Raw genomic sequence first — 25,903 nt, 5'->3', positions numbered from 1 at the left:
ACCTAAAATTTCTCTTTGTGAATTTTGCTAAATTCTAGCTTTTCTAGCTCGTGTGGAGCGGGCGTGGAGATCAGATTTCCAAGTGATAAAATCGCTAAGGCTCTGTAATTCCCCTCAAAACCCAAAATTTCGCGCAGGTATTCCTCGCTGCTCGCGCCATTTTGCGCCTCGCGCAGTCTGCATTGTATCCAGCAGCTCCCCACGCCTAGCGCGCTCGCGCACAGGTGCATGTAGGCCATAGCGATAGAGGCGTCCTCGATCCAGACATCTTGCACGCTTTCATCGGCGATTACGACCACAGCGGCGTTTGCGCCTTTTAGCATATCGGCTGCGCCCGTGCGCGCAAGGCTTAGTTTGGCGAGGTTTGCTTTATCTTTGACTACGATAAACTCCCAAGATTTCCTTGCATGTCCGCTAGGGCTTAGCAAACCAGCCTTTAAGATTGTTTCTAAAATTTCATCGCTAATCTCGCTGGGAGCGTATTTTCGCACACTGCGCCTGGCTTTTAAAATCTCTAAAATTTCCATGATTTTTCCTTTTCAAAAGCAAAATTATACCTTTTATTATAAAGTTTTATGGTTAGATTTGATAGAATTTAGCCCAAATTTTTTAAGGACAGGTTATGAAACAGACAATCACAGAAAAAATTTTCAGCGAACATGTGGGCGAGGCGGTCAGCGCAGGGCAAATCGTAGAAAGCTCTATCGATATGGTCATCGGCAACGATATCACAACGCCGATTTCGATAAAACAGTTTGAGTTAAGTGGCGCAAAGGCTTTGGCCAACCCTGATGGCTTTGCGATCGTAATGGATCACTATATCCCTACGAAGGACATTTTAAGCGCAAATCAAGCCAAAATTTCACGCGAATTTGCTTACAAACACAACCTAAAAAACTATTTTGACGAAAAAGATATGGGTATCGAACACGCCCTAATGCCTGAAAAAGGGCTAGTCGTGCCGGGCGATGTCATCATCGGCGCTGACTCGCACACCTGCACGCACGGCGCACTTGGAGCGTTTTCTACCGGCATGGGAAGCACGGATTTAGCTTATGCGATGATAACGGGCAAAAACTGGTTTAAGGTGCCAGAAAGCATAAAGGTGGTTTTCAAGGGCAAGCCGGGCGCGCATATTTACGGTAAGGATTTGATACTTGAAGTAATCCGCCAAATCGGCGTTGATGGCGCACGCTACAAAGCGCTAGAATTTGTTGGCGAGGCGATTGCGCACCTTGATATGGATAGTAGATTTTCGCTTTGTAATATGGCGATCGAGGCTGGCGGAAAGAGCGGAATCGTCGCGTGCGATGAGGTAACAAAAGAATTTCTGGCCGCTAGAACGCTACGAAGCGAGCCGAAATTTCACTACTCAGACGAGGGGGCAAACTACGAGCGCGTCCTAGAAATCGACACTGCAAATTTAGACCCAGTGATAGCGTATCCATTTTTGCCAAGCAACGGCAAAAGCGTGAGAGAGGCGGTAAAAGATAGTATCGCAGTCGATCAAGTCTTCATCGGAAGCTGCACAAATGGGCGTTTAAGCGATCTTCGCATAGCAGCGCAGATTTTAAAAGGTAGAAAAGTAGCTCGCAAAACTCGCCTTATCATCACACCAGCTACGCAAAAAATCGCTCTACAAGCGCAAAAAGAGGGCTTGTGGGATATTTTCGTCGAAGCAGGCGCAGTCGTGAGCAATCCGACCTGTGGCGCGTGCCTTGGCGGATATATGGGTATTTTGGGCGATGGAGAGAGGTGTGTTAGCACGACAAATCGCAACTTCGTAGGCCGCATGGGCGATCGCACGAGCGAAGTGTATCTAGCAAACTCAGCCGTCGCAGCAGCTAGCGCAATCGCTGGTAAAATCGCAGATCCAAGAGATTTATAACTTAAAATTTTGCCATTTTTTAATGGCAAAATTTACCCAAATTTTAAATTTCAAATGAAAAAATCCAAAGCTTGTTTTCTTTTCATAATTTATCTTTGTGCGCTCTTTAAAATCACGATTTTTAGGGCAAATTTTAGGCTCGATCAAATTTGGCGTGTCGGCGAATACAATCTCGTGCCATTTAGCGATTACGCAAATATTTTGAAATTTGGCGCGATAAAATTTATCTATCTTTTTGCGGGAAACATAGTCTGGTTTGTGCCGTTTGGGCTTTTTGCGCGATATTTTTTCCCAAATTTTAGCATGCGAAAAATTTTGATTTTTGGCCTTTTGCTCTCACTAATAATCGAAATTTCACAATTTGTCTTTAAAAGCGGAATTTTCGAGCTTGACGATTTGATTTTAAATGTTTTTGGGGTATTTTTGGGGATAAAATTTGGCGAAATTTTAAAATTCCGCCAAATTTAGATTTAAAACATCTCTGGGATTCGAAAATAGTGATTTATCGCGCCGTTGCCCCTGCCAATGTGCAAATCTTGCATTAGTGCAGTGCGGACGAATTCTTTCGCACTACCAACTGCTTCTTTTATGCCAAGCCCCGCTGCTAGGGCGCAAGCGATAGCTGATGAGAGTGTGCAACCTGTGCCGTGAGTGTTTTTGGTGATGATTTTGGGTGCGCTAAATTCGCTAAATTCGCCATTTTCGTAAAGAATATCGCGCGCCTCGCCCACGCCTGCTAAATCTCCGCCTTTTACCAAAATCGCTCCGCTGTAAAATTCGGCGATTTTTAGCGCGGCTGTTTTCATATCGTCGAAATTTTCGATTTTAACGCCACTTAGCGCGCTTGCTTCTTTGATATTTGGCGTGATAATCGCTGAAACGCTAAAAAGCTCAAATTTTAGCGCGTTCATTGCGCTATCTTGCATTAGCACGCCACCGCTTGTAGCGACCATGACAGGGTCTGTGACGACATTTTGCGCGCCAAATTTTTTCAACGCTTTGGCTATGGTTTGCGCGATTTGGGCAGTAGAAATCATGCCGATTTTCACAGCGTCTGGGACGATGTCGCAAAATACGCTTTCTAGCTGGGCTTCGACGAAAGAGGGCTCGATATTTAGCACGCCTTGCACGCCAAGCGTATTTTGGGCGGTGAGGGCTGTGATGACATTTTCGCCATACATTTTGTGGGCGGTTATGGTCTTAATATCGGCTGAAATACCTGCGCCGCCACTACTATCAACACCTGCGATTGTAAGAACCTTTTTCATGGCTTTCCTTTAACTCAAAAATTTATTAATTATACTTTACAAAATTTACCGCTTGGAAATTTTTTAGTCTAATCCTTTTTATGTGGGGGCGGCGCTCAGAGTTGCGAGGGTCGCCCGCCCCCACACCCCCACCCGACCGACGCTAGCGGTGGCGCACTTCGTGCGCAAATTTTTTTAAATTTCATGCAATTTCAACTTGCTAAAATTTAAATTTTCATCGCTATAATAGCGAGTTTATTTTAAATTTAAGGATTAAAATGTTTGATTGGATCAGCTCGCCTGAGGCGTGGATAAGCCTAGCTACGCTAACTGGGCTAGAAATCGTTCTTGGCATAGACAATATAATTTTCATAGCGATTTTGTGTTCGCGCTTGCCTCAGGAAAACCGCGACAAAGCTCGCATTATGGGGCTAGCTCTTGCGATGATTACGCGAATTTTGCTTCTGCTTAGCCTTAGCTGGGTAATGGGGCTGACAAAAGAGCTATTTAGTGTGTTTGGGCATGGTTTTAGTGGGCGAGATTTGGTGCTAATCGGCGGTGGTTTGTTTTTGCTGGTAAAATCTACGCTCGAAATCCACTCTTCTGCTGTGGGCGAAAGCCACGAAGAGCGAGTAGATGAGAAAAAGGCTAGCTTTGGTGGCACGCTAATTCAAATCGCTTTGCTTGATATAATTTTCTCGCTTGATAGCGTGATTACGGCTGTGGGTATGGCACAGCACCTGCCTGTAATGATACTAGCTGTCATCATCGCCGTGGCTGTGATGATGTTTGCTAGTGGGGCGATTGCGAAATTTGTCGATGATAATCCTACGATAAAAATTCTTGCGCTTTCGTTTTTGATTTTGGTGGGTGTTTCGCTCATAGCAGACGGTCTTGGATTTCATATCCCAAAGGGTTATATTTATTTTTCTATGTTTTTCTCGCTCGTGGTCGAGCTTATCAATATCCAAGTGCGCAAAAAATCTGAGAAAAACTAGGTTAGCTTCGGTTAGATTCGGGCGATTTTGGGGTTAAAATTTTAGCCTAAAATCGCCTTTAAATTTTACAAAAGGAGCTATTTTGAAACCGCTTAGATTTGTAGGAACTGGGCTTTTAATCGCTGTTTTTGGCTTCGTCGCATTTAGTGGGGCCGGTATGTTTTTTGGGCTAAAAAGTGGGGTTATGAAAAATTTCCACGAATACTTTGGCATGGCTATGCTAGCCCTTGCGCTGGTGCATATTTTCATAAATTTCAAACCTTTTAAACTCTATTTTAAAGGCTGGCAGGGGCTTGTAATCTGCGCTATTATCGTGCTTAGCTGTGGATATGCTGGATACAGCCTCAAAGGCGCTAGCGGGGCTGGAAACCCAGCTAGGGTTGTGTATATGCAGGCTTTAAATTTGGAAATTAGCAAATTTAAAGGCGCATTTGGCACGGATAATGCGAAATTTAGCGCGTTTTTGGCTGATAAGGGTATAGCGAATTTCGACGAAAGTCTAAATTTGCGCGAAGCGTGTGCGAAATACAATCTCAAAGAGGGCGAAATCCTAAACGCACTTTTGCCGGCTCGCGCGCCAAAAGGCGAGGCGGGTGGCGCGCAAAAAGGCAAAAATTCTCACTAATAAATTTTGGCAAATTTCAAATTTGCCAAAATTTTAGCCATTATTTTTTAAGTCAAATTTTAATAAAATCCCAAATTTAAAATTTCAGAGAAGGGTCAAATTTAGCAAGGCTAAATTTTAAAAATGTTAAAAGGTATCGCTTTATCGCTGTTTTCTTCTATCGGGTTTGCGAGCATTTATTATATGTCGGTTTTCATGCAGCCTCTTGGCGGGCAGGAGCTTTTAGGATACCGCATGCTAGTAACATTTCCGATAGTAGCGCTGTTTTTGGTGCTAGGCGGTAAAAAAACAGAGATGAAAAAGCTTCTTGTCCGTCTGATAAAAAAGCCGTTTTTGCTCATAATTTTACTCGCGACTTCCGCTACAATGGGAATTCAGATGTGGCTGTATCTGTGGGCGCCAAGTAACGGCTACGCACTGCAAGTCTCGATCGGATACCTCATAATGCCCATTTCCATGGTGATTTTTGGCAATCTTGTTTTTGGCGAGAAAATTTCGCGCCTAAAAGCCCTGTGCGTGGGCTTTGCGGTGATTGGAGTGTTTTCAAAAATCCTAATCGGAGGCGCGCCTTCGTGGCATAGCGCGATTGTTTTTATTGGATTTCCGCTGTATTTTTGCCTAAGGCGGTATTTCAGGCTAGAAGGGGCTAGCAGTTTCGCCCTAGAAATCGCGCTTTTGTTGCCGTTTTGTTTGTGGTTTGTAAGCAACACTGACCTTAGCGCGGTCGCGGTGCAAAATCCAAACATTTACACGCTTTTATCGGTTTTGGCACTATTGAGTGCGACTGCGCTTTTGGCTCAGATTTTATCAAGCGCGCTAATTCCGATAAATTTCTTTGGGTTATTAATCTATGTCGAGCCACTTTTGATGTTGGGCGTTTCTTTGCTTTTGGGCGAAAAAATCGAGCCTGATTCGTATATTTTGATGATTTGCCTATTTATAGCTATTTGCTTTTTGGTGGCTGATACGATTATCTCTATAAAACGCGCAAAAAGGGCTAAATTTTACATTAAGGCAAAATAACTGTAAAATGGCGCAAAAATTTAATCAAGGAAGTAGATGAAAAGAGTTCTTAGTGTTCAAGATATTTCGTGCGTGGGTAAGGTCTCGCTTAGCGCTGCTTTGCCAGTGATTAGCGCAATGGGGTTAAGTGTTAGCGTTTTGCCTACGGCGGTGCTTTCTATGCATACTGGATTTAGCGGTTTTACATTTCGCGATCTTACCAAAGATTTGCGCCCCATAATGTCGCATTGGCACGAGCAGGGGGTGGAATTTGACGGAATTTATACTGGATTTTTGGGCTCGCAAGAACAAATCGCGCTTATTAGCGAACTTTTTATGGAATTTGGCGGAAGCGGAAAGACGATATTAGTCGATCCGTGCATGGGCGATAATGGCGAATTTTACCCCGGATTTGATAGCGACTTTGCCCGTATGATGGCGCTTTTGTGCGCTAGTGCCGATGTGATTACGCCAAATATCACGGAAGCTTGCGCAATGGTTGGGGTGAAATACCGAGAAAAGGCCGAGAGGGAATTTATCTTTGATTTGCTCGAAGGACTAAAAGATTTAGGCGCGTCAAAGGTGATTTTAAAGGGGATTAATTACATTAGCGAGCAGTGTGGCGTGTTTAGCTACGACGCCAAGGACGGGCGTGTGAGCGAGTATTTCCATGAGCTACTACCTGTGAAATACAACGGCACGGGCGATATTTTTGCCTCGGTTGCATTTGGTGCGCTAATGCGTGGCAAATCCCTCCAAACCGCAATCCGCATAGCCGCTGATTTCGTCGTAAGCGCGATGAAAGAGACTATGAGTGATAGCGAGTGGAGGCGCAGCGACGGAGTGAAATTTGAGCTTGTAATTCCTGAGCTTGTAAGGAAAATTTAAAGGCCAAATTTTAAAATTTTGGCTTTGAAATTTATTTTTAAAAATTAAATGCATAAATTTATACTATTTTAAGTGGTTGCTAAATTTGAAAAAGGTATAATCTTTAATCACTATTTTTTGGGAGAATACAATGAGAACAATCCAAGCAAGTGAAATCTCTAAAACAGTTGCAGAGCTTTGCAAAAAAGCCTGTTATGTCGTAACGCCAGATATGAGAAAAGCGTTTGAAAATGCAAAAGAATCCGAAGTTTCACCTATCGGTAAAGAAATCCTTGGCAAAATTCTTCAAAACGCCGATCTTGCCGAAAAAGGCGTAGCTCCAATCTGCCAAGACACAGGTATGACTGTTGTTTTTGTTGATATCGGACAAGATGTTCATATCGAGGGCGGATATATCGAGGATGCTATCAACGAGGGCGTTAAAAACGGCTATGTTGATAACTACCTAAGAAAATCAGTTGTAGCTGAGCCACTATTTGAGCGCAAAAACACCACAAACAATACCCCAGCAGTTATCAACACTCGCATTGTCAAAGGCGACAAACTAAAAATCACAGTTGCTCCAAAAGGCTTTGGTAGCGAGAATAAATCTGTGCTAAAAATGCTTGTTCCAGCTGACGGCGTAGAGGGTGTGAAAAAAGTATTCCTTGAAGCTGTAAAATATGCTGGTCCAAACTCATGCCCTCCAATGGTTCTTGGCGTAGGAATCGGTGGCACAATGGACAAAGCAGCGCTTCTTGCAAAACAAGCAGCTGTTCGCTCAGTAGATAGCAGAAACGAAGATGAAAGATACGCAAAACTAGAAGATGAGCTATTAGAGCTTGCTAGACAAACAGGCGTTGGCCCACAAGGTCTAGGCGGTCTAAACACTGCTGTTAAAGTAAATGTAGAGTGGTATCCAACTCACATCGCAGGTCTTCCAGTAGCTATTAATGTCAATTGCCACGCAGCACGCCACGCAAGTGCTGAACTTTAAGGAGATAATTATGTCAGAAGTAAAAAGAATAACAGCTCCATTTGATAAAGATGTAGTAAAAAGCCTAAAAGCTGGTGATAATGTCCTAATCACAGGCATAATCATCGCAGCACGCGACGCTGCTCACAAGGCTTTGACTGAGACTTTGGCTCGTGGCGAGAAACTGCCTGTAAATTTAGCTGGCGAGACTATTTATTATCTTGGCCCAACACCTGCAAAACCAGGTCAAGCAGTAGGCGCAGCGGGCCCAACTACAAGTGGTCGTATGGATAAATACACCCCAACAATGATTAACGAAGTGGGTATCAACGGCATGATCGGTAAGGGTTATAGAAGCGATGCAGTAGTTGAAGCTATGAAAAAATCAGGTTGTGTTTATATGGTAGCTATCGGCGGAGCTGGCGCGCTAATTAGCCAAAGTATCAAAAAATACGAGGTTTTAGCTTACCCTGAGCTTGGCCCAGAGGCTGTGGCAAGATTAACAGTCGAGGACTTCCCAGCGATTGTCGCAATTGATTGCGAGGGAAACAACTTCTACGAAGTCGGTCAAGCACCATACAAAAAAATCTAATCCATCTAGGGCAAATTTGCCCTAGAATTTTAAAATTTAACCCTAAAATTTAAATCTCAAATTTATCGCTCTTACGCTTAGCATAACAGCTGCAAAAATCGCCAAATATTCGGCACTGCTGAATAAAAATGTATTTTTGTTTTCTAATCCAAAACCGGTTTTAAAAAACAGATATTCGTAAAAATGCAGATCCACAAACGAATAAATTCCAAAAGCCAAAAGCGCCAAAAACAGGCAAAATTTCAAAATTTTATTAAATTTAATGCTAAGCAAATTTGCAAAAATTCTAAAATTTAGCCCCAAATGCGTAGCACTTAGCAAAAATAGCGCGTGCGTGGCAAACATGTGGATATTTTTGGCTGCGTCCGAGCCAAAGCCAAAATCAATAAAGAAAAAAATATGCTCGCTAAGAAAAACAGCACTTGCAAAAGTGGCTAAAAATGAGCCTAAAAGGGCGAAATTTAGGGCGTTTCGCACCCTAAATTTGGCTAAGCATTTACGCCTCGAAAAGGCATGAAAAAGGGCAAAAAAGATTAAAATTAAGCCCAAAATTTCATGCGCTATCTCGCCAAATTTTTTGTAATTCATACACAAAACTAGGGCGAAAATCGCGCCCCAGTAAAACGATTTTTTATTAAATTTCATTGCAAAATTTATTTTGAAATCTCATCAAACCATGCTTTTAGCTCGGTTTTGGCTTTCTCTCTTTGATTTTGCGCCACGCTTCCATACAGGCTAAAATAGCCCAAAACCTTGGTTTTTGTCGCTTTTTCGACCGAGCCGATTGTCCTGTCTAAGCCACTTCCCTCGTGCGTGTTAAAGACATAAATCGGTAAATTTCCGAAATTTTGCCCCTCTAAAAATGTGAAAACGCCCATTGGCAAATCGCCCCACCAAGTAGGAAAGCCCAAAAACACGGCGTCAAAATCAGCTAAATTTTTATCAAATGGCTTGATTTCGGGTCTTGCTTTTTGTTTTTGTTCGCTTTTTGCAAAATCTATCGCGGCTTGATACTCTTTGGCATAGGGCGTTAGAGTTTCGATTTTAAAGAGTTCGCCGCCGCTAAATTCCGCCAAATACTCAGCCAAAATTTCGGTATTTCCCTTCTCGATATAGCCCACCTGATAATTCTCATCTGCGCGCGAAAAATACGCGATTAGCACCTTTTTACCACTCATATTAAATCCTTGTGAAACCTTTGTGTCAGCGGCATTTCCCGCACAGCCAAAGAAAAATAAAAGAAAAAAAAGTAGGATTTTTTTCATACTTGCCCTTTAGTTAAAATTTCAAAGATTATATAAAAAAAGCGAAAATTTCGTTAGAAAAATTCTCTAAATTCATTGCCTAATCCTGCAAAATTTGCCAAATTTGAAATTCGGCGCAGTATCACGGGTTTGCGTAAGCAAAATTTAAAATTTATCTATATGTATCGCAGCGTTTTAGCCAGCCAGCTAGCCAGCGCGCTTCATCGCGGTTTGTGGGCGCGTTAGCCACCCTGCGCTTTAAAACAAATTTCGCGCACCTGCGAAACTCGCTCATTGCCTCTTTTTGCGCGCTCATGCACTCCAAAACCTGCATTAGCCCCCAACCTTCGCCTCTGTATCGCTCACTCTCTTTTATGCCCTCGCCTTTGAAATTGACATAATCAATGAGCGCATAAAGCCCATTTGGCGAGCTTGCGACGCGGTAAAACTGCGATTTGATATGCTCTTTTTTGTCGCTTAAATTTTGCATTTTTTCTAGGGAATTTTGAAGCCTTTCATAGATAAATTCTACCTGCAAATTTTTGGTTTGATACAAAAAATTTTCTAGCTCTATCAGATCTGCGTCGCCTGATTTTTTTAGCGCATCAAGCGCGGTTTTGCTCTGCCAAGGCGCGTGAGAGTGCAGGCGCAGTATTTTTGGAAGTTTAACGCCGCGAATTTTATAAAATTTTACTAAATTTGGAAAGCTCTCTTCGAATTTATCTTTTTCGTCTTTTTTATACCAGATAAAGTGCCCGATCCCCAAAGACGGGAAATTCTCGCCACTATTCCAGTGGATTAAATTTGACTTTTTTGCCCCTGTTTCGTTGGCGTAAATTTTCTCTGCCACGCTGGATAAATCCGTGCCAAACGCGCCCACGCACAAAAACGCCAAAAGGCTAAATTTCGCTAAATTTCGCATAAATTTATTGCTTTTTTACGCCGTGCAAAAAGATTTTAATGCGGTCTTTTATGAAATTTTCTTTGTCTAAATTTGGCTCTTCGCCGAAAAATATAAGGCGGTTGAAGTGCGGTTCGCGAAGCAAAAAGCAAAAATAGCGTGCCAAATACTCAGAATCTGCGCTATCAAACTCATCAATATGCGCCCTAAAATAATTGCTAAGCCCCGCTGGAAATGCAAGCGTGCTGGTATCTAAGAAGATTTTGGAGACATTTTTTAGCATGGAACCAAAGGTTTTTGAGGTTCCAAGCAGGATATTTTTTAGAAATTTTTGATTTTCGGCACTATAAATAAAGTCAAAATAAATCGGGGCAAATTCGCTCAAATACTCCTGTGGCGCAAGGTTTTCGTCTAAGCTAAGCAGATTATCTAGCTTTTTATCAAGCCTTTGGGTGTGAAATTCGACCACATGCAAAAACAAATTTTCCTTGCTTTCGAAATATTTGTAAATCGAGGCAAGCGAGCCACCGCTGATAGCGACGATATCATTTAGACTGACGCTGTCATATCCTCGCTGTAAAAATAGCTCTGTGGCCACCTCGAAAATCTTTTCTATGCGAATTTGCGATTTATAATACCTTGATTTTTGTGCCATTAATCCTTCCTGTCGATAAATTTTTGTTGCGGATAGACAAACACACTCTCGCGTGTAACGCTGATTTTTTCATCATCAACCGCGTAAGCTTTGATGATTAGCGGTAAAACGACATTATCATGCTCGTTTTCTAGGCTCAAATTTGCCTTGCTTGTAAGCGAGACTATGATTTTTGCCTTTTTGCCAGGGCTTACTTTCACAGGCTCGTCTGGGCGAGAAATGCTGATATTTTCGTTATCTACGCTAAAAAAGAAGCTGTGCGGTTCGCTATGGGTGTTTTCGAATAAAAATGTATAGCTGTTTTTGACGATTTTTTCGCCGTTATCGTCGAAATCTATTTTATAGAGCTGGGTGTTGCGATTGATGTTTAAAAGCATGCTCTCTTTCGTGCCGCTCATCACCACTAGCCCGATTAGCGCAGCGGCTAGCACGCCGATATAGCCAATCGTGCGAAATCGCATAAATTTAACCTTGCTTTGCGATTTTTGCGCATTTAGGCTCGTCCAGTTGATAAGTGGAGCTTTGCCTAGTTTGCTCATTACATTTGAACATGCGTCGGCGCATTCTAGGCAGTTTATGCACTCTAACTGCATGCCTTTGCGAATATCGATATGTGTCGGACAGATCCTCACACATGCCTGACAGCCGGTGCAATCCCCGCTAGCAGGCTTGTTTGAGATTAAATTTTTATGCTCGTCATAAACTGCGCCACCTCTGATATCATCGTAAATCACGCCCAAAGAATCCTCGTCGAGCATGGTTGATTGAATCCTTGCGTAAGGGCAGATGAAAACGCAGAAATTCTCGCCCAAAAATGTGATATCAAATGTCAAAAACGCCGTAAATCCTAGCACTATGCCAAAGAGAAGTTTATGCTCGCCAGCCTCGCCTAGATAGGCAAAAAAGCTTTGTGGCGGCACGAAAAACCAGAGCAAATTTGAGGCTGCAATCAGCGCAACAATAGCAAAAAGCGCAACCGCGATAATACCCTTTGCGCCGCCTTTTTCGCCCTTTTGTTTGTTTGTGATAGAGCCACGAATTTTAAGAATTTTGGTGCAGATTAAATCTCTATAAATCACGCGAAAAATCGTTTGCGGACAGGCCCAGCCACACCACACGCGCCCGCCAAGCGTGGTTAGGAAAAATATCGAAATGAAAAAGAAGATTATCAAAAACGGCATTAAGAAAAATTCTTGCGTCGAGAAGGTGTTGAAAAAAAGGTGGATTTCTTTTTTTTCAAAACTGATTAAAAATAGGTGTTTGCCGCCTATTTGAAGCCACGGCATGATGAAAAGCCACAGCGAAGCGATAGCGTAAAAAAAGTAGCGCTTCTGCCTGAATTTCGAGATTTTACTCTCCATGAAATGTCCTTTTTGTATAAATGCACGATTTTACTCTTAAAAGATTAATTACATATTAAAATTATAGAATTTGGATATTTTTTCACGAAAAAAATCTGAATTTGTCTGTGAAATTTGATATTTAAAGCCCATTTTTAGGCAAAATTCGCCATAATACCCAGTTTTAAAATTTCAACGCGGATAAGGCGAATTATGAGAGAGGTTTCTATAAGCGAAGCGTCCGAAATTTTGGGTGTTTCAAAAGAGGCGATTTACAATAGAATCAGGCGAAATTCTATTCGCACGACAGAGATTAATGGCGTAAAATATGTCGTTTTAGAAGATGAAAACGACGAAATTTCAAATTCTAGCGCGCAAGGAGCTAGCGCAAAAGTGCGCCCCTCAAAACCTGCCCCGCAAAATTCGAACCAAAATTTTATTGATTATTTAATCAAAGAAATCGCCGAGTTAAAAGAACAAATCCAAACCTTGCAAAATGATAAAGACAAGCTTTACCGCGAAAAAGAGGAAATTTTAATCTCATCAAAAGAAGAAATCAAGCTCATGTATAAGGAGCGAGATGAAAAGCTTGGGTATTTTCTCTCGTTTTTTGAAAAACCGCTAATCGGCGAGAGTGCGCGTGATAAAAAACCATACGATGTCGAGGTAAAAGAGCAAATTTTCGATGAAAACGAGTGGTTAAGCCTAGCGAAATTTATCAAAAGCCTAGATTTAGGGCGCAAAAAACGGATGAAAGCCCAAAGCCTAATCATCGAAAATATCGGCGCAAACGAGCTAATCAGGGTCATTGGCGATGAGCTTTTGGTGCATAAGAGTTTAGATATCAAAAATTTAAAAGGGAAAAAATGAAAATTAGAAAAATTGCAAGTTATGCGATTGTAGGCGGTTTCGGGCTGATTTTATCTGGTGCTTTGGCAGGCTGTGAGCGTGAAAATACAGGCTCGGAGCTTCGTATCCAAGAGGGCGCGCTAGTTAGAATCGAGGAAGTAGCGCCCGGAAAATATAAAATTTTAGAGGAATTTCCTAGCGAAAAAACGCAAATTATCTTAAAAAGCTTGGACGGAAGCGAGAGAATTTTAAGCGAGGCTGAGACAAACGCGCTTTTAGCCGAGGAAAACGCCAAAATCGACGCTGGCACTTCAAATTTAACCAATCAAAACGCCGAAATTTCTAGTGGCGGATACAGCCTTGGCGAGGCGATTTTAGCAAGCGCAGCAGGCGCAATCATCGGCTCGTGGATAGGCTCGAAACTCTTTGGCTCGCCAGCGTATCAAGCGCACAGACAAACAGCCTTTAAAAACCCTAGCGCGTATTCAAGGAGCGTAAATAGCTTCAAAGAGGCTAAGGCAAATAACGCCAAAGCAAAAAGTGGCAAAAGCGGGTTTTTTGGCTCTAAATCAGGCGAGAAAAGCGCACCCGCAAAAAGTGGCGGTAGTGCATTTGGTGGCTAAATTTGCCCCGAATTTGCCCAAATTTAGGCTAAATTTTAAAATTCAAGGAAATAGATGAAACTCAAAAAACTAACCCCGCTAAGCAATGAATTTTTAGAAAAACTTGGCTTTTCGTGGCACACTGACGCGGATTTATCAGCATACATAGCAGATGAGGTCGTCCGCGTGAGCGCAGAGGAGGCAAACGCCTATTACGAGGCGGCAAACGAGCTGTATGATATGTTTATCACAGCGGCGCAGTATGTGATAGATAATGACCTTTTCCACGAGCTTGGAATTCCCTTTAATCTAGTAGAAATTATCAAAATGAGCTGGGAAAACGATGTGCATTGGCACCTTTATGGCAGGTTTGATTTCGCGGGCGGATTAGACGGCGAGCCGATAAAATTGCTCGAATTCAACGCCGATACGCCAACGGCTGTGTTTGAAACAGCGATTATCCAGTGGGCGCTACTTAAAGAAAACGGACTTGATGAAATGGCGCAGTTTAACGAGCTTTTCGCCGCGATTAGCGATAATTTCAAACGCCTTGTCGTTTTGGGCGGAGAGTTGGAGGAATTTGATAAATTTTACGAGGGGTGGAAAATTTTATTTAGCTCTGTCGCTGGAAGCGATGAGGACGAGAAAACAATCAGGCTTTTGCAAACAGCCGCCGATGAAGCGGGCTTTCAGACAGCCTTTGCATACGCGCACGAGGTCGAGTTTGACGACGAGAAGGGGGTGTTTTTTGGCGGCGAAAACTACGAGTATTGGTGCAAACTAATCCCGTGGGAGGCGATTGCTATCGAGGAGGGCGAGCTAGCCTTGATACTAAAAAATATAATGAAAAATCAAAAAGCAATTATCCTAAACCCCGCATATACGCTACTTTTCCAAAGCAAGGGAATAATGAAAATTTTATGGGATTTATACCCAAATCACCCGCTTTTGCTAGAAAGCGCGTGCGAGCCACTAATCGGCAAAAAAATGGTCAAAAAGCCGTTTTTTGGGCGTGAGGGGGCAAATGTGAGTATTTTTGACGAAGATGGTAAAAAAATCAAAGAAAATGGTGGCGAATACGCAAACCAAAATTTCTTATACCAAGAATTTGCAAATCTAAACACTGATAAAAGCGGCGCAAAATACCAAGCTGGGGTGTTTTACGCCTTTGAAGGCTGTGCGCTTGGATTTAGAAAAGGCGCAGATATCATCGACAACTATTCTAAATTTGTCGGTCACTACATCGAAGGGGTGGAGTAATGAAACCAAAAATTGTTTTACTTGACGCTGATACACTAGGAAGCGACGCAAATTTCAGCGAATTTGAGGCCTTAGGCGAGCTTGTAACATACCCGAAAACCAAGCCAGAGCAGACAATCGAGCGTTTAGCGGGTGCTGATATTGTCATCACAAACAAGGTTTTAATCACAAAAGAGGTGCTCGAAAAGACAAATTTAAAGCTAATTTGCGTAAGCGCAACTGGCACGAACAATATCGACTCCGAAGCGGCAGCGGCGCACGGCGTGCCTGTGAAAAATGTCGCTGGGTATTCGACCAAAAGCGTATCGCAACAAGCCTTTGCTACGCTTCTAGCGCTTTTAAACGATGTGAGATATTATGCCGAATACGGCGAGAAAAAATGGTGTGAGAGTGAAATTTTCACACATTTAAACGCGCCAATTGATCAAATTTCTGGCAAGAATTTCGGCATAATCGGCCTTGGCGAAATCGGTCGCGAAGTAGGGCGCATAGCAAAAGCCTTTGGCGCAAATGTCTGCTATTACTCTACGAGCGGGGCGCACGATGACGCTGAGTTTAAAAGGGTGGATTTAGATACTATGCTTAAAGAGTGCGATATCATCTCGGTTCATGCGCCATTAAACGAAAAAACAAAAGGGCTAATCGGCAAAGATGAAATCGCTAAAATGAAAAAGGGCGCTGTGTTTATGAACTTTGGTCGTGGCGGAATCGCCGATGAGAGTGCGTTGGCGTGGGCTATCGATGAAATGGGACTTCGCGTGGGTCTTGATGTGGTCGAAAAAGAGCCGATTAACGCTGATAATCCGCTTCTTGGCGTGAAAAACAAGGCAAATCTAATCCTTACTCCGCACATTGCGTGGGCGAGTGTGGAAGCGCGCAAACTGCTAATCTCCAAAATCGCAGGAAATATCAAAGAATTTTTAAATGCGTAAATTTAAAGGGCAAATTGCCCTTTAAATTTTAAAAAACTAAGCCGTCTTTTATTGCATTATTATACAAATCGTATAAAATTTTTGATTGTTTTTCAGATGGTAAATTTATGTCATGATTTACATATTTTGACAATATGTCAAATTCTTTCAATGATATTTGAGATTTATTTTCATCTTTACTATAATATTCTAAAATTTTATTCCAATTTTTAAACCTAATAACAAAGGATTGAATTTCTATACTATTATCAAGTTTTTTATCTTTTCTAGCCTCCTTTTTTATATATTTTTCTTCTTCTTTACTAGTTAAAATTTCTTCATCAAAATCAAAATCTATATTTAAGTTTTTTGTACTATCCCAACATAATTTTTTCTTACACCACTGACCGACATTTGCATTGCCTTCTGGCGGATTGGTTATACTTGCATATATTTCTTTGGCAACTAGGGCTATGATTTTTTTTAAACTATCTGAAATACATTGCTCCTGCCAAATTTTATTAAAATTTAAAAGCAAACCAAATTTATTTAAATGATATGATATGTATGCAATAGTATATGCTACACATTGAGCTCTATAACCGCCATTATACCATTTTGCCTCTGATATAAGTTTTTCTGTTTGTTTAAACATAATAATTCTAGAAACAGCTTCTTTGAAATAATTGCTTGTAATACTCAAACTATCTTTTTCTAATATTTGAGTGATATAATCTGCAAATTTAGCAAAACTATATTGCGCTCCTTTTGAAACTATATCTGGGAATTGTTGCCAAGCAATTTCGCTTTTAGCTAAAAATGTTTTATCAATAAGTTGATGTCTTGGATTTTCTAATAAAAATTTATTTTTTTCAGATTTGCTTAAATATGCTTGTTCGTTTAAATATTCGCCTCTTACTCGTTCATAAAACCAATGTGTTCTTATCTGAGCGCCACCGATTGTAGGAGCTAAATTTCTTTTTGAATGTTCTTTAAAATCCTTATGAAATGGACTATTTGAAAAGAAATCTGATTGATTAACTTTATTTTGTGTATTTGCATACTCACTAACCTTAGAAACAAAATCATCTTGTTTATTTGTATCTGAAACAACGGATAATTTCATTTGAACATAAATTTTTGAAACATCTAATTTTGAATTTTTACTCGATGCGTATATTGCTGAAATGGTTTGACCACCATTGACTATTTGAAAATTTGAAATTTTAACAATTTTATTATTTTCCAATATGACTTCGCTGGCTGTTGCTGTTATACCATTATTGTATGCAAAAAACATTTCAGGATTATATTCAATAGTGTTTTTAATGCCTTTATTTACATTACCACGAAATTGTAAAAAAGTTCTAACATTTTGTTCTAAAAGTCGAGAACCATATTTATCATAAATTTCTGCTATGGTTTTTCCATCTATAACCGTTAAATATGATTTATAATCTTGTGACAAGGTATCTACTATCAATGCTGGCAAATTTACATCTACATTAAAAGTATCTTTAAAAGTGTTAATAGTATAAATTTTATATAAAAATTCTATATCTATAACGCGATATTCGGTTGTTATATCAAATAAAATTTCATTTGGGATATTTTCTAAATTTTTGGTTAGTTTGCCATCTGTGATAATAATAAAACGAATTTTCTTTACTTCTTTGTGCAAAAAACGCAAATATATATTATAAGCCATAGAATAATGCTCAAAGCCTTCTTCCATGTTTTCATATAGCTTATCTTCAAGGGCTTTTATCAAAAATTTTTTTAATTTTTTAAATTTCGATTCAATGTGCGCCTTGGTTAATGTTTCTATATCTTCTTCCTGAAAAAAACAATTAACAATAAGGCTTAATATTTCTCGTTCTTCATCGTAATCGTAGCCGTGTATTTCTATATCTTTTTTTGCATATTCGGCCATTGTATATTCGCTAGATAATTCCCCTTCTATTGTAAGGGAATTACAGATATATTCAAAAAAAGCTTCTTGTTTGCTTATTCCACGACTTTGTGTTTCACTAATAATATTTTGTATAAAATCTTGATGAAAATCTTCTAAACTAATCATAATTTGCCCTTAAACCAATATGTTATCAATTAAAAATTCATTACATTTTAACAATTCTATAGTATATTTTACGCCAGAAATTCTTGCATCAATATTTGGAGTAATAATTTTCGGAAATTTATCATTAACATCATAATATGAAATTTTATCTATTTTAAATTTATATATTTTTTCTTTTAAATTTGTTTTGTATCCACATAGAAAAAGTTTTCTATAAAACGCATTGCTGTCTGTTATATTTGCTTCTATTAATTTTATTATATCATCAATGGTTTTTCCATAAGAATTTTCACTAAGAGCGTATGAAGCCAAATAAAATTGTTTTTTGTTACTATATAGCTGCTCTGCTGATGAGATGGTAATCTTGGGTGATTTTGTTGTTTTATATGTTTTGATTTCTACCACACAGTTGTTAAACAAAAAATCTTGTTTGTCGGATTCTGAGCCAACCCAAGCAGATACAGCATCTTTAAAGCCTATTTGTTTGGCAATTTCTTTTAAAAAATTTAATTCTCCAAATAAACCCATTTGCTTTTCCAAACCAAATTCATTTTCAATATTTTCAATAAATAATTTTTTCCATTTTAATAGCCTTTTTTTAATAATTTTTATTGTGTCTTGCGGATCGCTACAATTTTCCAAAGTTAAAACAATATCATCGCAAATAAATTTAAATAATTGCCAGTCGGCATTATTACTCAGTGTTATAAAAAAAATTATTGATTTTTGATTATTTACAAAAAAAGTATTTAAGCCAATGAATTGTACATTTTTCTTGCTTATACTGATGTTATTTGGTAACTCTATACAAAAAGAATATTTACCATCTAAATCCATTGCCCAAAATATATCATATTTACTATTTTTATCTATTCTTCTGCGAGTATGATTGTGCATATTTTGCCATGGATTATTCATCATATTCATCTTCCCACTCACATTCACTTAATTCTAATTCTTCTTGAAGCTGATCTTGATATACTTTATTTATTAAATATTTTATTGTTTGGGCATCGTTGGCAACTCCTTCGTATGGAAAACAAACGCCATAAGCAGGGAGCTTTTCGCAAGCAAATTCATCGTTTTGTGTTTCTAATACATGAAGCATTAAAACAGGATTTTTCAAATTTTTTCTTAAAAATAAAGTTCTTTCTTTTTTATTTATTTCTTTGCTTTGCTTATAAATTTCTTGATCTAATAAAATTTTCTCTGGATCCCCAGAAGATATTTTTCTTTGCCCAAATTCTACAAAGCCTTTTTTGTTAATTCTAGTTTTATTTCTTTTTTCTGCTTGAATATTCAGTCCCTCTACATTTTTACCTGTGCCTTCATATAAAACTACATCCCAATTTCTATCTTTATCTTTAAGGTATTGTATTATAAATTCTTTTTTCGGCATATGAATTACTTTAAATTTATTGACGAATTCCAATATTATTTCTTTATTTATATCTTTAAAAATATTTTGTTTTTCACCAAATTTATTTTTAAAATCTGCTACTAAATCTACTAAAATTTTCAAATTATCATTGTGTGTTTTTATATCTTGTGAGAAATATACAGTTTCTATTAATGCTCCATTTAGATTGATAGAAATTTCTTTTTCTTGTGCGCTTTTTCTTTTGTTTCTTGCTGTTATTTGTAGCTGGTTATCTGGATCTTGTCTGATGGCTAATCCAAAATCCTCAGGGGTCAATCCGCTTTCGGACATTTCTTTAAATTTTTGCATTAATTCATTAGTGGCTTCTGTAATAAATCCAAAATATTCCGCAATTTCTTTCGGTATGTAAATTTTGCATAAATCTTCATAGTCATTTCTATAACCAAACCATCTTCCCATTTGCATAAGAGTATCGTAAAAAATAGTATTTCTTATAAAATAACTTACGCTTAATCCTTCAAGAGTAAATCCCCTAGATAGACTTAATCCACCAACAGCAATGACATTAATTGGATCATTTTCTTTATATTCAAGTTTTCTTTTACTATTTTGATGAACTTCTCTTACTAATACGCTATTTATTATATCTGTTAGTCTATCTAACACTTCATTCCACGAAAATTCTACATTAAATTTATTATCAAAAACATTTTTTATTTCGGATATTATCTGGCTTTGTTGATCGCTATTTTTAAGCTTGCCATATGCCACAATATCTCTTTTAATATTTTCAACTCTATTGTATATTAAATCTGCCACATTTGAGTGTATATCGGAAAAACGGCTAACATTAACAAGCATACTATTATGTTTATTTTCTTGATTTCTTAAATATCTTATGGCTATATTTAATATAAAAACATTTATTGCCTCCAACAAACTGTTTGGCAATTCTAAAATAATATGATCTTTTTTATGTTTAAGTGGTAAAATATTTTGCCAATCAAAAATATATTCTAAACATTTGTTTTTATCTTCGGAATTTTCATCTGCCACTAAATTTTCATTTTTCCCAAAAATTTTATCTGCTCCAAAATAATTATTTGGCGCATCTAGCGCATATATAAAATCTCGTGGAAACAAGTCTTTTGATAAGTTTTCTCTTTCTTTGTCATCGTAATCTATAAAAATATTTGCATATGGAGTTGCTGTATATGCTACATAAGAACTTTTTTCAAAAAATTCCAAAATAGTTCTTATCCCTTTATTTATAGCCGTAGGGTCTTCTTTTTCTTTTGTATTTATGGATGCATAGTCGGATTCGTCGTCGATTAACAACATAGCGTGATCTTTAATTTTATTTTTATAGGTTGATTTTAACCAATCTACAACATTTTTAAGCGTATGCGCATTTTTTTTGATTACTAAAAGCAATGGGGTTTTGATATTATCGAGAGTTACCCCTTGCGAATTTCTAGCAGCATCTCGTTTGTTAAAATCTTCTGTTGTTTCTGTTGTAAGACAAACTGGTTGTTTTTGAATATCTTCTTTTATTAAGCCAACGCCAACTTTTTTGTCGCTATTTTTACCAACAAAAGCTTCATTTATTCGTATTTGTGTTTGTTTCCGCAAATTATTTTTATCGCCTGCAATCACAATAATAAATTTATATCCTATGTCCGCTGCTTTACTTATAAGCGATGAATAGTTTGCTGTTTTGCCAGATTGAACATGCCCAACAACCATACCGTATATGTCAAATTTGGCGTTTCTTGGATCTCCGATTTGATTCATTATCACATCGGTATCCTCATCTATCACTTTAAGGACTTTTGGTGGCAATTGTTTATTTAAAAATTCTTTTAGTCTATCCCAGTAAAAATTATCGTTTTTGGCTTTAACATTGTCGCTATACCAAGTTGTATCTCTTCTGTTTTGTTCTATGCCCTGAATAACCATACCCTGTTTCATTTCGACATCAAATTTTTTTTCAAGTTCTTTTTTTAGTTGTTTAAAATGCTCTTTTTGAAAATTACCATTGCCAAATATAATATTAGGATTTGGCATATTATTGACAATATCTTCTGCTGTTGTTATTGCCTCGTCTATATCGTTTTCGTGTAATTTTCCGTTAGATTTTTGATATTTCGGATTTAGTATTTGATTGCAGATAAATTCAAAAACTTTGTCGCGATCATAAAAATTATTCATCGAATAGCTCCTTGTTTTTTTTAAATATTTCAATTTTTTTAATTTCTTCGTCATTTAATCCCAACGCCTTTAAACATTCTAATATTTGTTGCTTTTCTTCATCGGAAATGATTTGTTTTTGCTTAAATTTAAAGGGATTTTGTTGAAGTTCTGCTTGTATTGCTTCAAGCGGAATATATGCTTCTAGTTGTTTTAAATATATTTGCAAAATTTTTTTGCTCTCATCGTCTAGTAAATTCAACAGTTTTAAATAAACAGGATTATTTTTGTTTATAGCAAAATGGCTCCTAGAATCTTCTTTAATTAAATCCCAAAATCTTATAACTGATTTATCATTTATTTTTCGCCCTCTAATAGAAAACGGTTTTCTTCCGTCTTCAATAGAGTGTTTAACTATGCTTTTTAATTTGTTTTTTAAATCTCCTTGTGGATTTGCTATGGATTTTTTAACATCAATATTCCAAAAATCATCTTGATCATTAGAAATTTCTATTTTTATACGAACTAATTTTGTTGCATCGCTAGGTTTAATAAGTCCCCACCATTGCCCATGTACCAGCAGTCTATCTGCGCGATATAGATAAAATCCTTGCGATTTTATATAACCTTCTCTTCCTCCATATTTTTCCCATTCGCTTTGAGAAACTTTGGAATGATGTGGCAAAATAAAAGGCGTTATTTTTATCTTCTTCCCACCATGCTGGATGATTTCAGGTGATTTTGTGTAGGTTGCGTAATTGTTTTGATTAAAAGGATTAAATGGCTGAATTAAATTATCGTTTAGATAAATTTGCATTTTTTTTCTGCCTATTACATTGTTTTCTAAAAAATTATGAAAAACTAATGCTAAATGATCTCTTAACACTTGTAATTGTTCTGTAAAATCTGAAATTTTATCAATATTTTCCCATATAACAAGCGTAGCGCTTTTATTTTTTAAAAAATCAGAATAAATTTCATCTAGCTCTTTATCGAATTTATCAACATCTACCGTTAATAACAACCATTTATTTTCTTTGGATATATAATCTAAATCCCAGCATTTGGCATAAATTTTTTCATCTTGTTTTGATACAACGGTTAGTTTCTTGCATTGCGAAAATGACGCTGTCTTTAAGCCAAGACCAAATTTGCCAAGAGCGTTTTGCTCTCTTTGTATGTATGGATCTTTTGATGAAAGGCGCATAGCCTCTTTTAATTCAAATTCGTTCATCCCGGCGCCGTTATCTAATATACAAACAATTGGTTTGGGTTTTTCAACGGCATAAATTTTAATTTCATTTGCAGATGCAGATATACTGTTGTCGATAATATCGGCAATTGCCACTTCAAATGTATAACCTATATCGCGAAGCGATTTTACAAAATTTGCAACATTTGGGCTAACTTCTTCTTGCATCAAGAACCCTAACGATTTCTTTTGCTATTTTTTCTACCATTGGGACAACAACAGAGTTTCCGGCTTGTTTGTATAATTGTGCCCTAGAAATATTATTCGGTAATTTGAATTGTTTTGGAAAACCTTGTAAATTAAAACATTCTTTGGGATTTAATCGTCTTATTATACCGTTATGTAAAATTATTGGTATATTATGTCCGCCAGCGCCCATATTTGCAGTCAAGGTCGGACAAACATTTGATTTATTTGCTCTTACATAATAGCGCCTGTATTGATAGACTGTTTTTTCATCTATAACGCTCTGCATTATTTTACGATGAATTTCGCTATTTTGATTATTGTAAATATCAGACTGTTCTATAAATTTATCATCTAAAAAGAATTTAATATCTTTTGGCTTTTCATTAATATGTTTTGGGATTTTAAATTTTGCCGATAAAGCATTTTTGCTATATTCTAATTCGTTTATTTTTATTGGTTTTAAAAATGAATATTTTTTCTCATCCTTAAATCCGACAATATAAATTCTTTCTCTTCCTTGTGGTATATTGGTGCATTTTGCCGCATTTAAAATAAATGGAATAAAAGAATAGCCGGCTTTTTCTATTTCATGTCTGATTGTTTCAAAGGTTTTTCCATCATCATGAGAAGCAAGCGTTCTAACATTTTCTAAAAAATATGCCTTTGGTTTCAACTCTTTTAGTAGCCTTGACGCTTCAAAAAATAATTGACCCCGCTCGTCTTTAAAACCTTTACCGTGTCCTGCCTGAGAAAATGGCTGACAAGGAAATCCTGCAACCAATATATCTATTGCATCTAATTCATTTTTAGTTAATTTTTTTATATCTTTTTGTATTAATTTGGTTGTTTTATGATTAAGTCTGTATGTTTCACAGGCGCTATTATCGATTTCGTTTGCCCAAATTACATTGCAACCAGAATTTTTAAACGCCTGGCAGATGCCACCGACGCCAGCAAATAAGCTACCTACTTTGTAAGGCAATAATAATCCTTTTATTTTTTATAAAATCATGAATTATATAATAATAAATTAACAAAATAGCGCGATAGTATCGAATTTATTGTCAAATTTAATGTTTAAATTTGACAATAAAAATAATCGTAAAATTTCTACGCTTCTAGTATTGCGCCACTGCTGGCGTTGGTTACTAGTTTTTGGTATTGGCGAAGCCATCTGCCCTCGACCTTTTTGCCCTCGTATTTCCACGCGGCACGGCGAGCGGCGATTTCTGCGTCGCTTAGACGGACATTTATGCTGAAATTATCCACATCGATATCGATTATATCGCCGTCTTTGAGTAGTCCTATCATACCGCCCTCGGCTGCTTCTGGGCTTACATGACCGATACTTAGCCCCCTTGTAGCACCGCTAAAACGCCCGTCTGTGATGAGCGCGACATCTGCGCCTAGCCCACGGCCCACGATTAGGCTAGTTGGGCTTAGCATTTCTTGCATGCCTGGACCTCCTCTTGGGCCCTCGTAGCGTATGACGACTACATTTCCTTTTTGCACTTTTCCGCCAGAAATCCCCTCGATTGCCTCATCTTGGCTGTTAAAGCAAATCGCCTTGCCACTAAATTTGCGCTCGCCGATGATTCCAGCTGCTTTTATAACACAGCCTTGCTCGGCCAAATTTCCAAACAAAATCGCTAGTCCGCCACGCTTAGAATACGCGTTTGCTACGGTGTGGATTATGTTTTCGTCCTTGATATCGTCGTTTTGGATACGCTCGCCTAGGCTTTCGCCACTGATTGTGAGTAAATTTAAATCAAGCAAAGAGCTATCAAATTTCGCAATCTCTTTCATTATCGCACCTAGCCCGCCTGCTTTTTGCACATCTTGCATATGAACTCCTGGTAGGCTTGGGCTGACTTTGGCTATGTGAGGCACACTGCGCGAAATTTCGTTTAATTCCGCGATATCAAGCGGTGCGCCCGCTTCGCGCGAGATTGCGAGCATGTGCAAAATTGTATTTGAGCTACCGCCCATTGCCATATCCATAACCATGGCGTTGCGGATCGATTTTTCGTTGATTAAATTTCGGATTTTAAATCTCTCATCAAGCGCAATTTCGCAAATTCTTCTAGCAGCTGCGCGTAATAATTCCTCGCGCTCAGGCGTAAGGGCTAGAATTGTTCCGTTGCCTTTAAGCGCGATTCCAAGAGCTTCGCATAGGGTATTCATTGAGTTTGCAGTAAACATACCAGAGCAACTTCCCCCACCAGGACATGCTGCGCACTCGATAGCTTTGAGTTCTTCTTCGTTAATCTTGCCAGTTTCATACGCGCCAACAGCCTCAAATGCGGTATTTAAATCGATTTGTTCGCCACCTAGCCCCTTGCCAGCAGCCATTGGACCACCACTAGCAAAAATCGTAGGCACATTTACTCTTAGCGCTCCCATTATCATACCAGGCACGATTTTATCGCAGTTTGGTATGCAAAGCAGGGCGTCTAGTTTGTGAGCGTTCATCACGGTTTCTATCGAATTTGCGATGATTTCGCGACTTGGCAAGGAATAAAGCATTCCGCTATGCCCCATTGCGATACCGTCATCGACGCCGATTGTATTAAATTCAAACGGCACACAGCCATTTTTACGAATTTCATCTTTTACGATTTTGGCATATTCGTTGAGATAAAAATGCCCCGGAATACACTCGATAAAGCTATTTGCCACGCCGATAAACGGCTTATCAAAGTCCTCGTCCTTTAATCCTGTCGCGCGAAAAAGTGAGCGGTGTGGTGTGCGTGTGTAGCCCTTTTTAACGATATCGCTTCTCATAAAAATCCTTTGAAATGAAATTTGGTGATTTTATCAAAATTTTAATAAATTTTAGCAGGTGAAATTTGGC

The 25,903-nt window shown here is 38.4% G+C and carries 25 protein-coding genes; 12 read left to right on the top strand and 13 right to left on the bottom strand.

What is annotated here, in order from left to right; genetic code table 11:
- Positions 1-2: 2 nt before the first annotated feature.
- Complete coding sequence (locus OFO10_RS00340; RefSeq protein ID WP_270865671.1) at positions 3-527, bottom strand: nitroreductase family protein; 525 nt, start codon at positions 525-527, stop codon at positions 3-5.
- A gap of 95 nt (positions 528-622) precedes the next feature.
- Here OFO10_RS00340 and OFO10_RS00335 point away from each other — a divergent pair, with 95 nt between their 5' ends.
- Together OFO10_RS00335 and OFO10_RS00330 are read left to right on the top strand one after the other, a co-directional pair.
- A complete protein-coding gene (locus OFO10_RS00335) occupies positions 623-1,888 on the top strand; it encodes a 3-isopropylmalate dehydratase large subunit (protein ID WP_270865670.1) in 1,266 nt (421 codons plus the stop codon).
- Positions 1,889-1,942: 54 nt separating this feature from the next.
- Entirely contained in the window at positions 1,943-2,356 is a 414-nt protein-coding gene (locus OFO10_RS00330) for a VanZ family protein (RefSeq protein WP_270865669.1), read from the top strand.
- A 2-nt stretch (positions 2,357-2,358) separates the two neighbouring features.
- Here the strand turns inward: OFO10_RS00330 and thiD are convergent, their stop codons facing one another.
- Positions 2,359-3,156, bottom strand: coding sequence for a bifunctional hydroxymethylpyrimidine kinase/phosphomethylpyrimidine kinase (gene thiD / locus OFO10_RS00325; RefSeq protein ID WP_270865668.1), 798 nt, complete (start codon positions 3,154-3,156; stop codon positions 2,359-2,361).
- Positions 3,157-3,413: 257 nt separating this feature from the next.
- Here thiD and OFO10_RS00320 point away from each other — a divergent pair, with 257 nt between their 5' ends.
- The 6 genes from OFO10_RS00320 (at position 3,414) to OFO10_RS00295 (ending at position 8,195) form a co-directional block, all read left to right on the top strand.
- Positions 3,414-4,133: a TerC family protein gene (locus OFO10_RS00320; protein ID WP_270865667.1), complete on the top strand. Its 720-nt coding sequence runs from the start codon at positions 3,414-3,416 to the stop codon at positions 4,131-4,133.
- 82 nt (positions 4,134-4,215) lie between these two features.
- A complete protein-coding gene (locus tag OFO10_RS00315) occupies positions 4,216-4,758 on the top strand; it encodes a DUF4405 domain-containing protein (RefSeq protein ID WP_270865666.1) in 543 nt (180 codons plus the stop codon).
- Between the two features lie 123 nt (positions 4,759-4,881).
- The gene (gene rarD, locus OFO10_RS00310) at positions 4,882-5,781 is read left to right on the top strand and encodes an EamA family transporter RarD (protein ID WP_270865665.1); all 900 of its coding nucleotides are present in this window, start codon (positions 4,882-4,884) and stop codon (positions 5,779-5,781) included.
- A 36-nt stretch (positions 5,782-5,817) separates the two neighbouring features.
- Positions 5,818-6,648 (top strand): pyridoxamine kinase, encoded by an 831-nt coding sequence (locus OFO10_RS00305; protein WP_270865455.1) that lies wholly within the window; start codon positions 5,818-5,820, stop codon positions 6,646-6,648.
- Between the two features lie 130 nt (positions 6,649-6,778).
- The gene (locus OFO10_RS00300; protein WP_270865664.1) at positions 6,779-7,624 is read left to right on the top strand and encodes a fumarate hydratase; all 846 of its coding nucleotides are present in this window, start codon (positions 6,779-6,781) and stop codon (positions 7,622-7,624) included.
- 10 nt (positions 7,625-7,634) lie between these two features.
- Complete coding sequence (locus tag OFO10_RS00295) at positions 7,635-8,195, top strand: Fe-S-containing hydro-lyase (RefSeq protein ID WP_270865663.1); 561 nt, start codon at positions 7,635-7,637, stop codon at positions 8,193-8,195.
- A 42-nt stretch (positions 8,196-8,237) separates the two neighbouring features.
- On the opposite strand, the gene OFO10_RS00290 is transcribed toward OFO10_RS00295, so the two are convergent.
- The 5 genes from OFO10_RS00290 to ccoG all read right to left on the bottom strand — a co-directional run bounded on the left by OFO10_RS00290 (position 8,238) and on the right by ccoG (position 12,356).
- Entirely contained in the window at positions 8,238-8,840 is a 603-nt protein-coding gene (locus OFO10_RS00290) for a DUF4405 domain-containing protein (protein WP_270865662.1), read from the bottom strand.
- Between the two features lie 8 nt (positions 8,841-8,848).
- On the bottom strand, positions 8,849-9,460 hold the full coding sequence (locus OFO10_RS00285) for a flavodoxin (protein ID WP_270865661.1): 612 nt from the start codon (positions 9,458-9,460) through the stop codon (positions 8,849-8,851).
- Between the two features lie 151 nt (positions 9,461-9,611).
- Complete coding sequence (locus tag OFO10_RS00280; RefSeq protein ID WP_270865660.1) at positions 9,612-10,361, bottom strand: hypothetical protein; 750 nt, start codon at positions 10,359-10,361, stop codon at positions 9,612-9,614.
- A gap of 4 nt (positions 10,362-10,365) precedes the next feature.
- A complete protein-coding gene (locus OFO10_RS00275) occupies positions 10,366-10,995 on the bottom strand; it encodes a TetR/AcrR family transcriptional regulator (RefSeq protein WP_270865659.1) in 630 nt (209 codons plus the stop codon).
- Positions 10,995-12,356: a cytochrome c oxidase accessory protein CcoG gene (ccoG, locus tag OFO10_RS00270; RefSeq protein WP_270865658.1), complete on the bottom strand. Its 1,362-nt coding sequence runs from the start codon at positions 12,354-12,356 to the stop codon at positions 10,995-10,997. The genes OFO10_RS00275 and ccoG overlap by 1 nt, the downstream gene beginning before the upstream one ends.
- A 192-nt stretch (positions 12,357-12,548) precedes the next feature.
- On the opposite strand from ccoG, the gene OFO10_RS00265 reads away from it, so the two are divergent.
- Genes OFO10_RS00265 through OFO10_RS00250 form a run of 4 tightly spaced genes read left to right on the top strand, consistent with a single transcriptional unit; the run spans position 12,549 to position 15,978 of the window.
- Positions 12,549-13,205 carry a DNA-binding protein gene (locus OFO10_RS00265; RefSeq protein WP_270865657.1) on the top strand — a complete coding sequence of 219 codons (657 nt, stop codon included), beginning with the start codon at positions 12,549-12,551 and terminating at the stop codon, positions 13,203-13,205.
- Entirely contained in the window at positions 13,202-13,807 is a 606-nt protein-coding gene (locus tag OFO10_RS00260; protein ID WP_270865656.1) for a UPF0323 family lipoprotein, read from the top strand. The genes OFO10_RS00265 and OFO10_RS00260 overlap by 4 nt, the downstream gene beginning before the upstream one ends.
- A 54-nt stretch (positions 13,808-13,861) precedes the next feature.
- Positions 13,862-15,046 (top strand): glutathionylspermidine synthase family protein, encoded by a 1,185-nt coding sequence (locus OFO10_RS00255; RefSeq protein WP_270865655.1) that lies wholly within the window; start codon positions 13,862-13,864, stop codon positions 15,044-15,046.
- A complete protein-coding gene (locus OFO10_RS00250) occupies positions 15,046-15,978 on the top strand; it encodes a D-2-hydroxyacid dehydrogenase (RefSeq protein ID WP_270865654.1) in 933 nt (310 codons plus the stop codon). The genes OFO10_RS00255 and OFO10_RS00250 overlap by 1 nt, the downstream gene beginning before the upstream one ends.
- A gap of 28 nt (positions 15,979-16,006) precedes the next feature.
- Here OFO10_RS00250 and OFO10_RS00245 read toward each other — a convergent pair whose 3' ends face one another.
- The 6 genes from OFO10_RS00245 to ilvD form a co-directional block, all read right to left on the bottom strand.
- A complete protein-coding gene (locus tag OFO10_RS00245; RefSeq protein WP_270865653.1) occupies positions 16,007-18,037 on the bottom strand; it encodes an AIPR family protein in 2,031 nt (676 codons plus the stop codon).
- Between the two features lie 9 nt (positions 18,038-18,046).
- Positions 18,047-18,958 carry a PD-(D/E)XK motif protein gene (locus OFO10_RS00240; RefSeq protein ID WP_270865652.1) on the bottom strand — a complete coding sequence of 304 codons (912 nt, stop codon included), beginning with the start codon at positions 18,956-18,958 and terminating at the stop codon, positions 18,047-18,049.
- Positions 18,948-21,629 carry a Z1 domain-containing protein gene (locus OFO10_RS00235; protein WP_270865651.1) on the bottom strand — a complete coding sequence of 894 codons (2,682 nt, stop codon included), beginning with the start codon at positions 21,627-21,629 and terminating at the stop codon, positions 18,948-18,950. Before OFO10_RS00235 ends, OFO10_RS00240 begins: the two co-directional genes overlap by 11 nt.
- The gene (locus OFO10_RS00230) at positions 21,622-23,028 is read right to left on the bottom strand and encodes an ATP-binding protein (protein WP_270865650.1); all 1,407 of its coding nucleotides are present in this window, start codon (positions 23,026-23,028) and stop codon (positions 21,622-21,624) included. Before OFO10_RS00230 ends, OFO10_RS00235 begins: the two co-directional genes overlap by 8 nt.
- Positions 23,012-24,031 (bottom strand): DNA (cytosine-5-)-methyltransferase, encoded by a 1,020-nt coding sequence (dcm, locus tag OFO10_RS00225; RefSeq protein ID WP_270865649.1) that lies wholly within the window; start codon positions 24,029-24,031, stop codon positions 23,012-23,014. Before dcm ends, OFO10_RS00230 begins: the two co-directional genes overlap by 17 nt.
- 128 nt (positions 24,032-24,159) lie before the next feature.
- Positions 24,160-25,833, bottom strand: a complete 1,674-nt coding sequence (ilvD, locus tag OFO10_RS00220; RefSeq protein WP_270865648.1) for a dihydroxy-acid dehydratase — start codon at positions 25,831-25,833, stop codon at positions 24,160-24,162.
- Between the last annotated feature and the right edge of the window lie 70 nt (positions 25,834-25,903).

This window comes from Campylobacter sp. VBCF_06 NA8 (assembly GCF_027737825.1).
Taxonomy (GTDB): domain Bacteria; phylum Campylobacterota; class Campylobacteria; order Campylobacterales; family Campylobacteraceae; genus Campylobacter_B.
The sequence above is the reverse complement of the archived record's forward strand: the minus strand, read 5'-3'. Positions and strand labels throughout refer to the sequence as shown.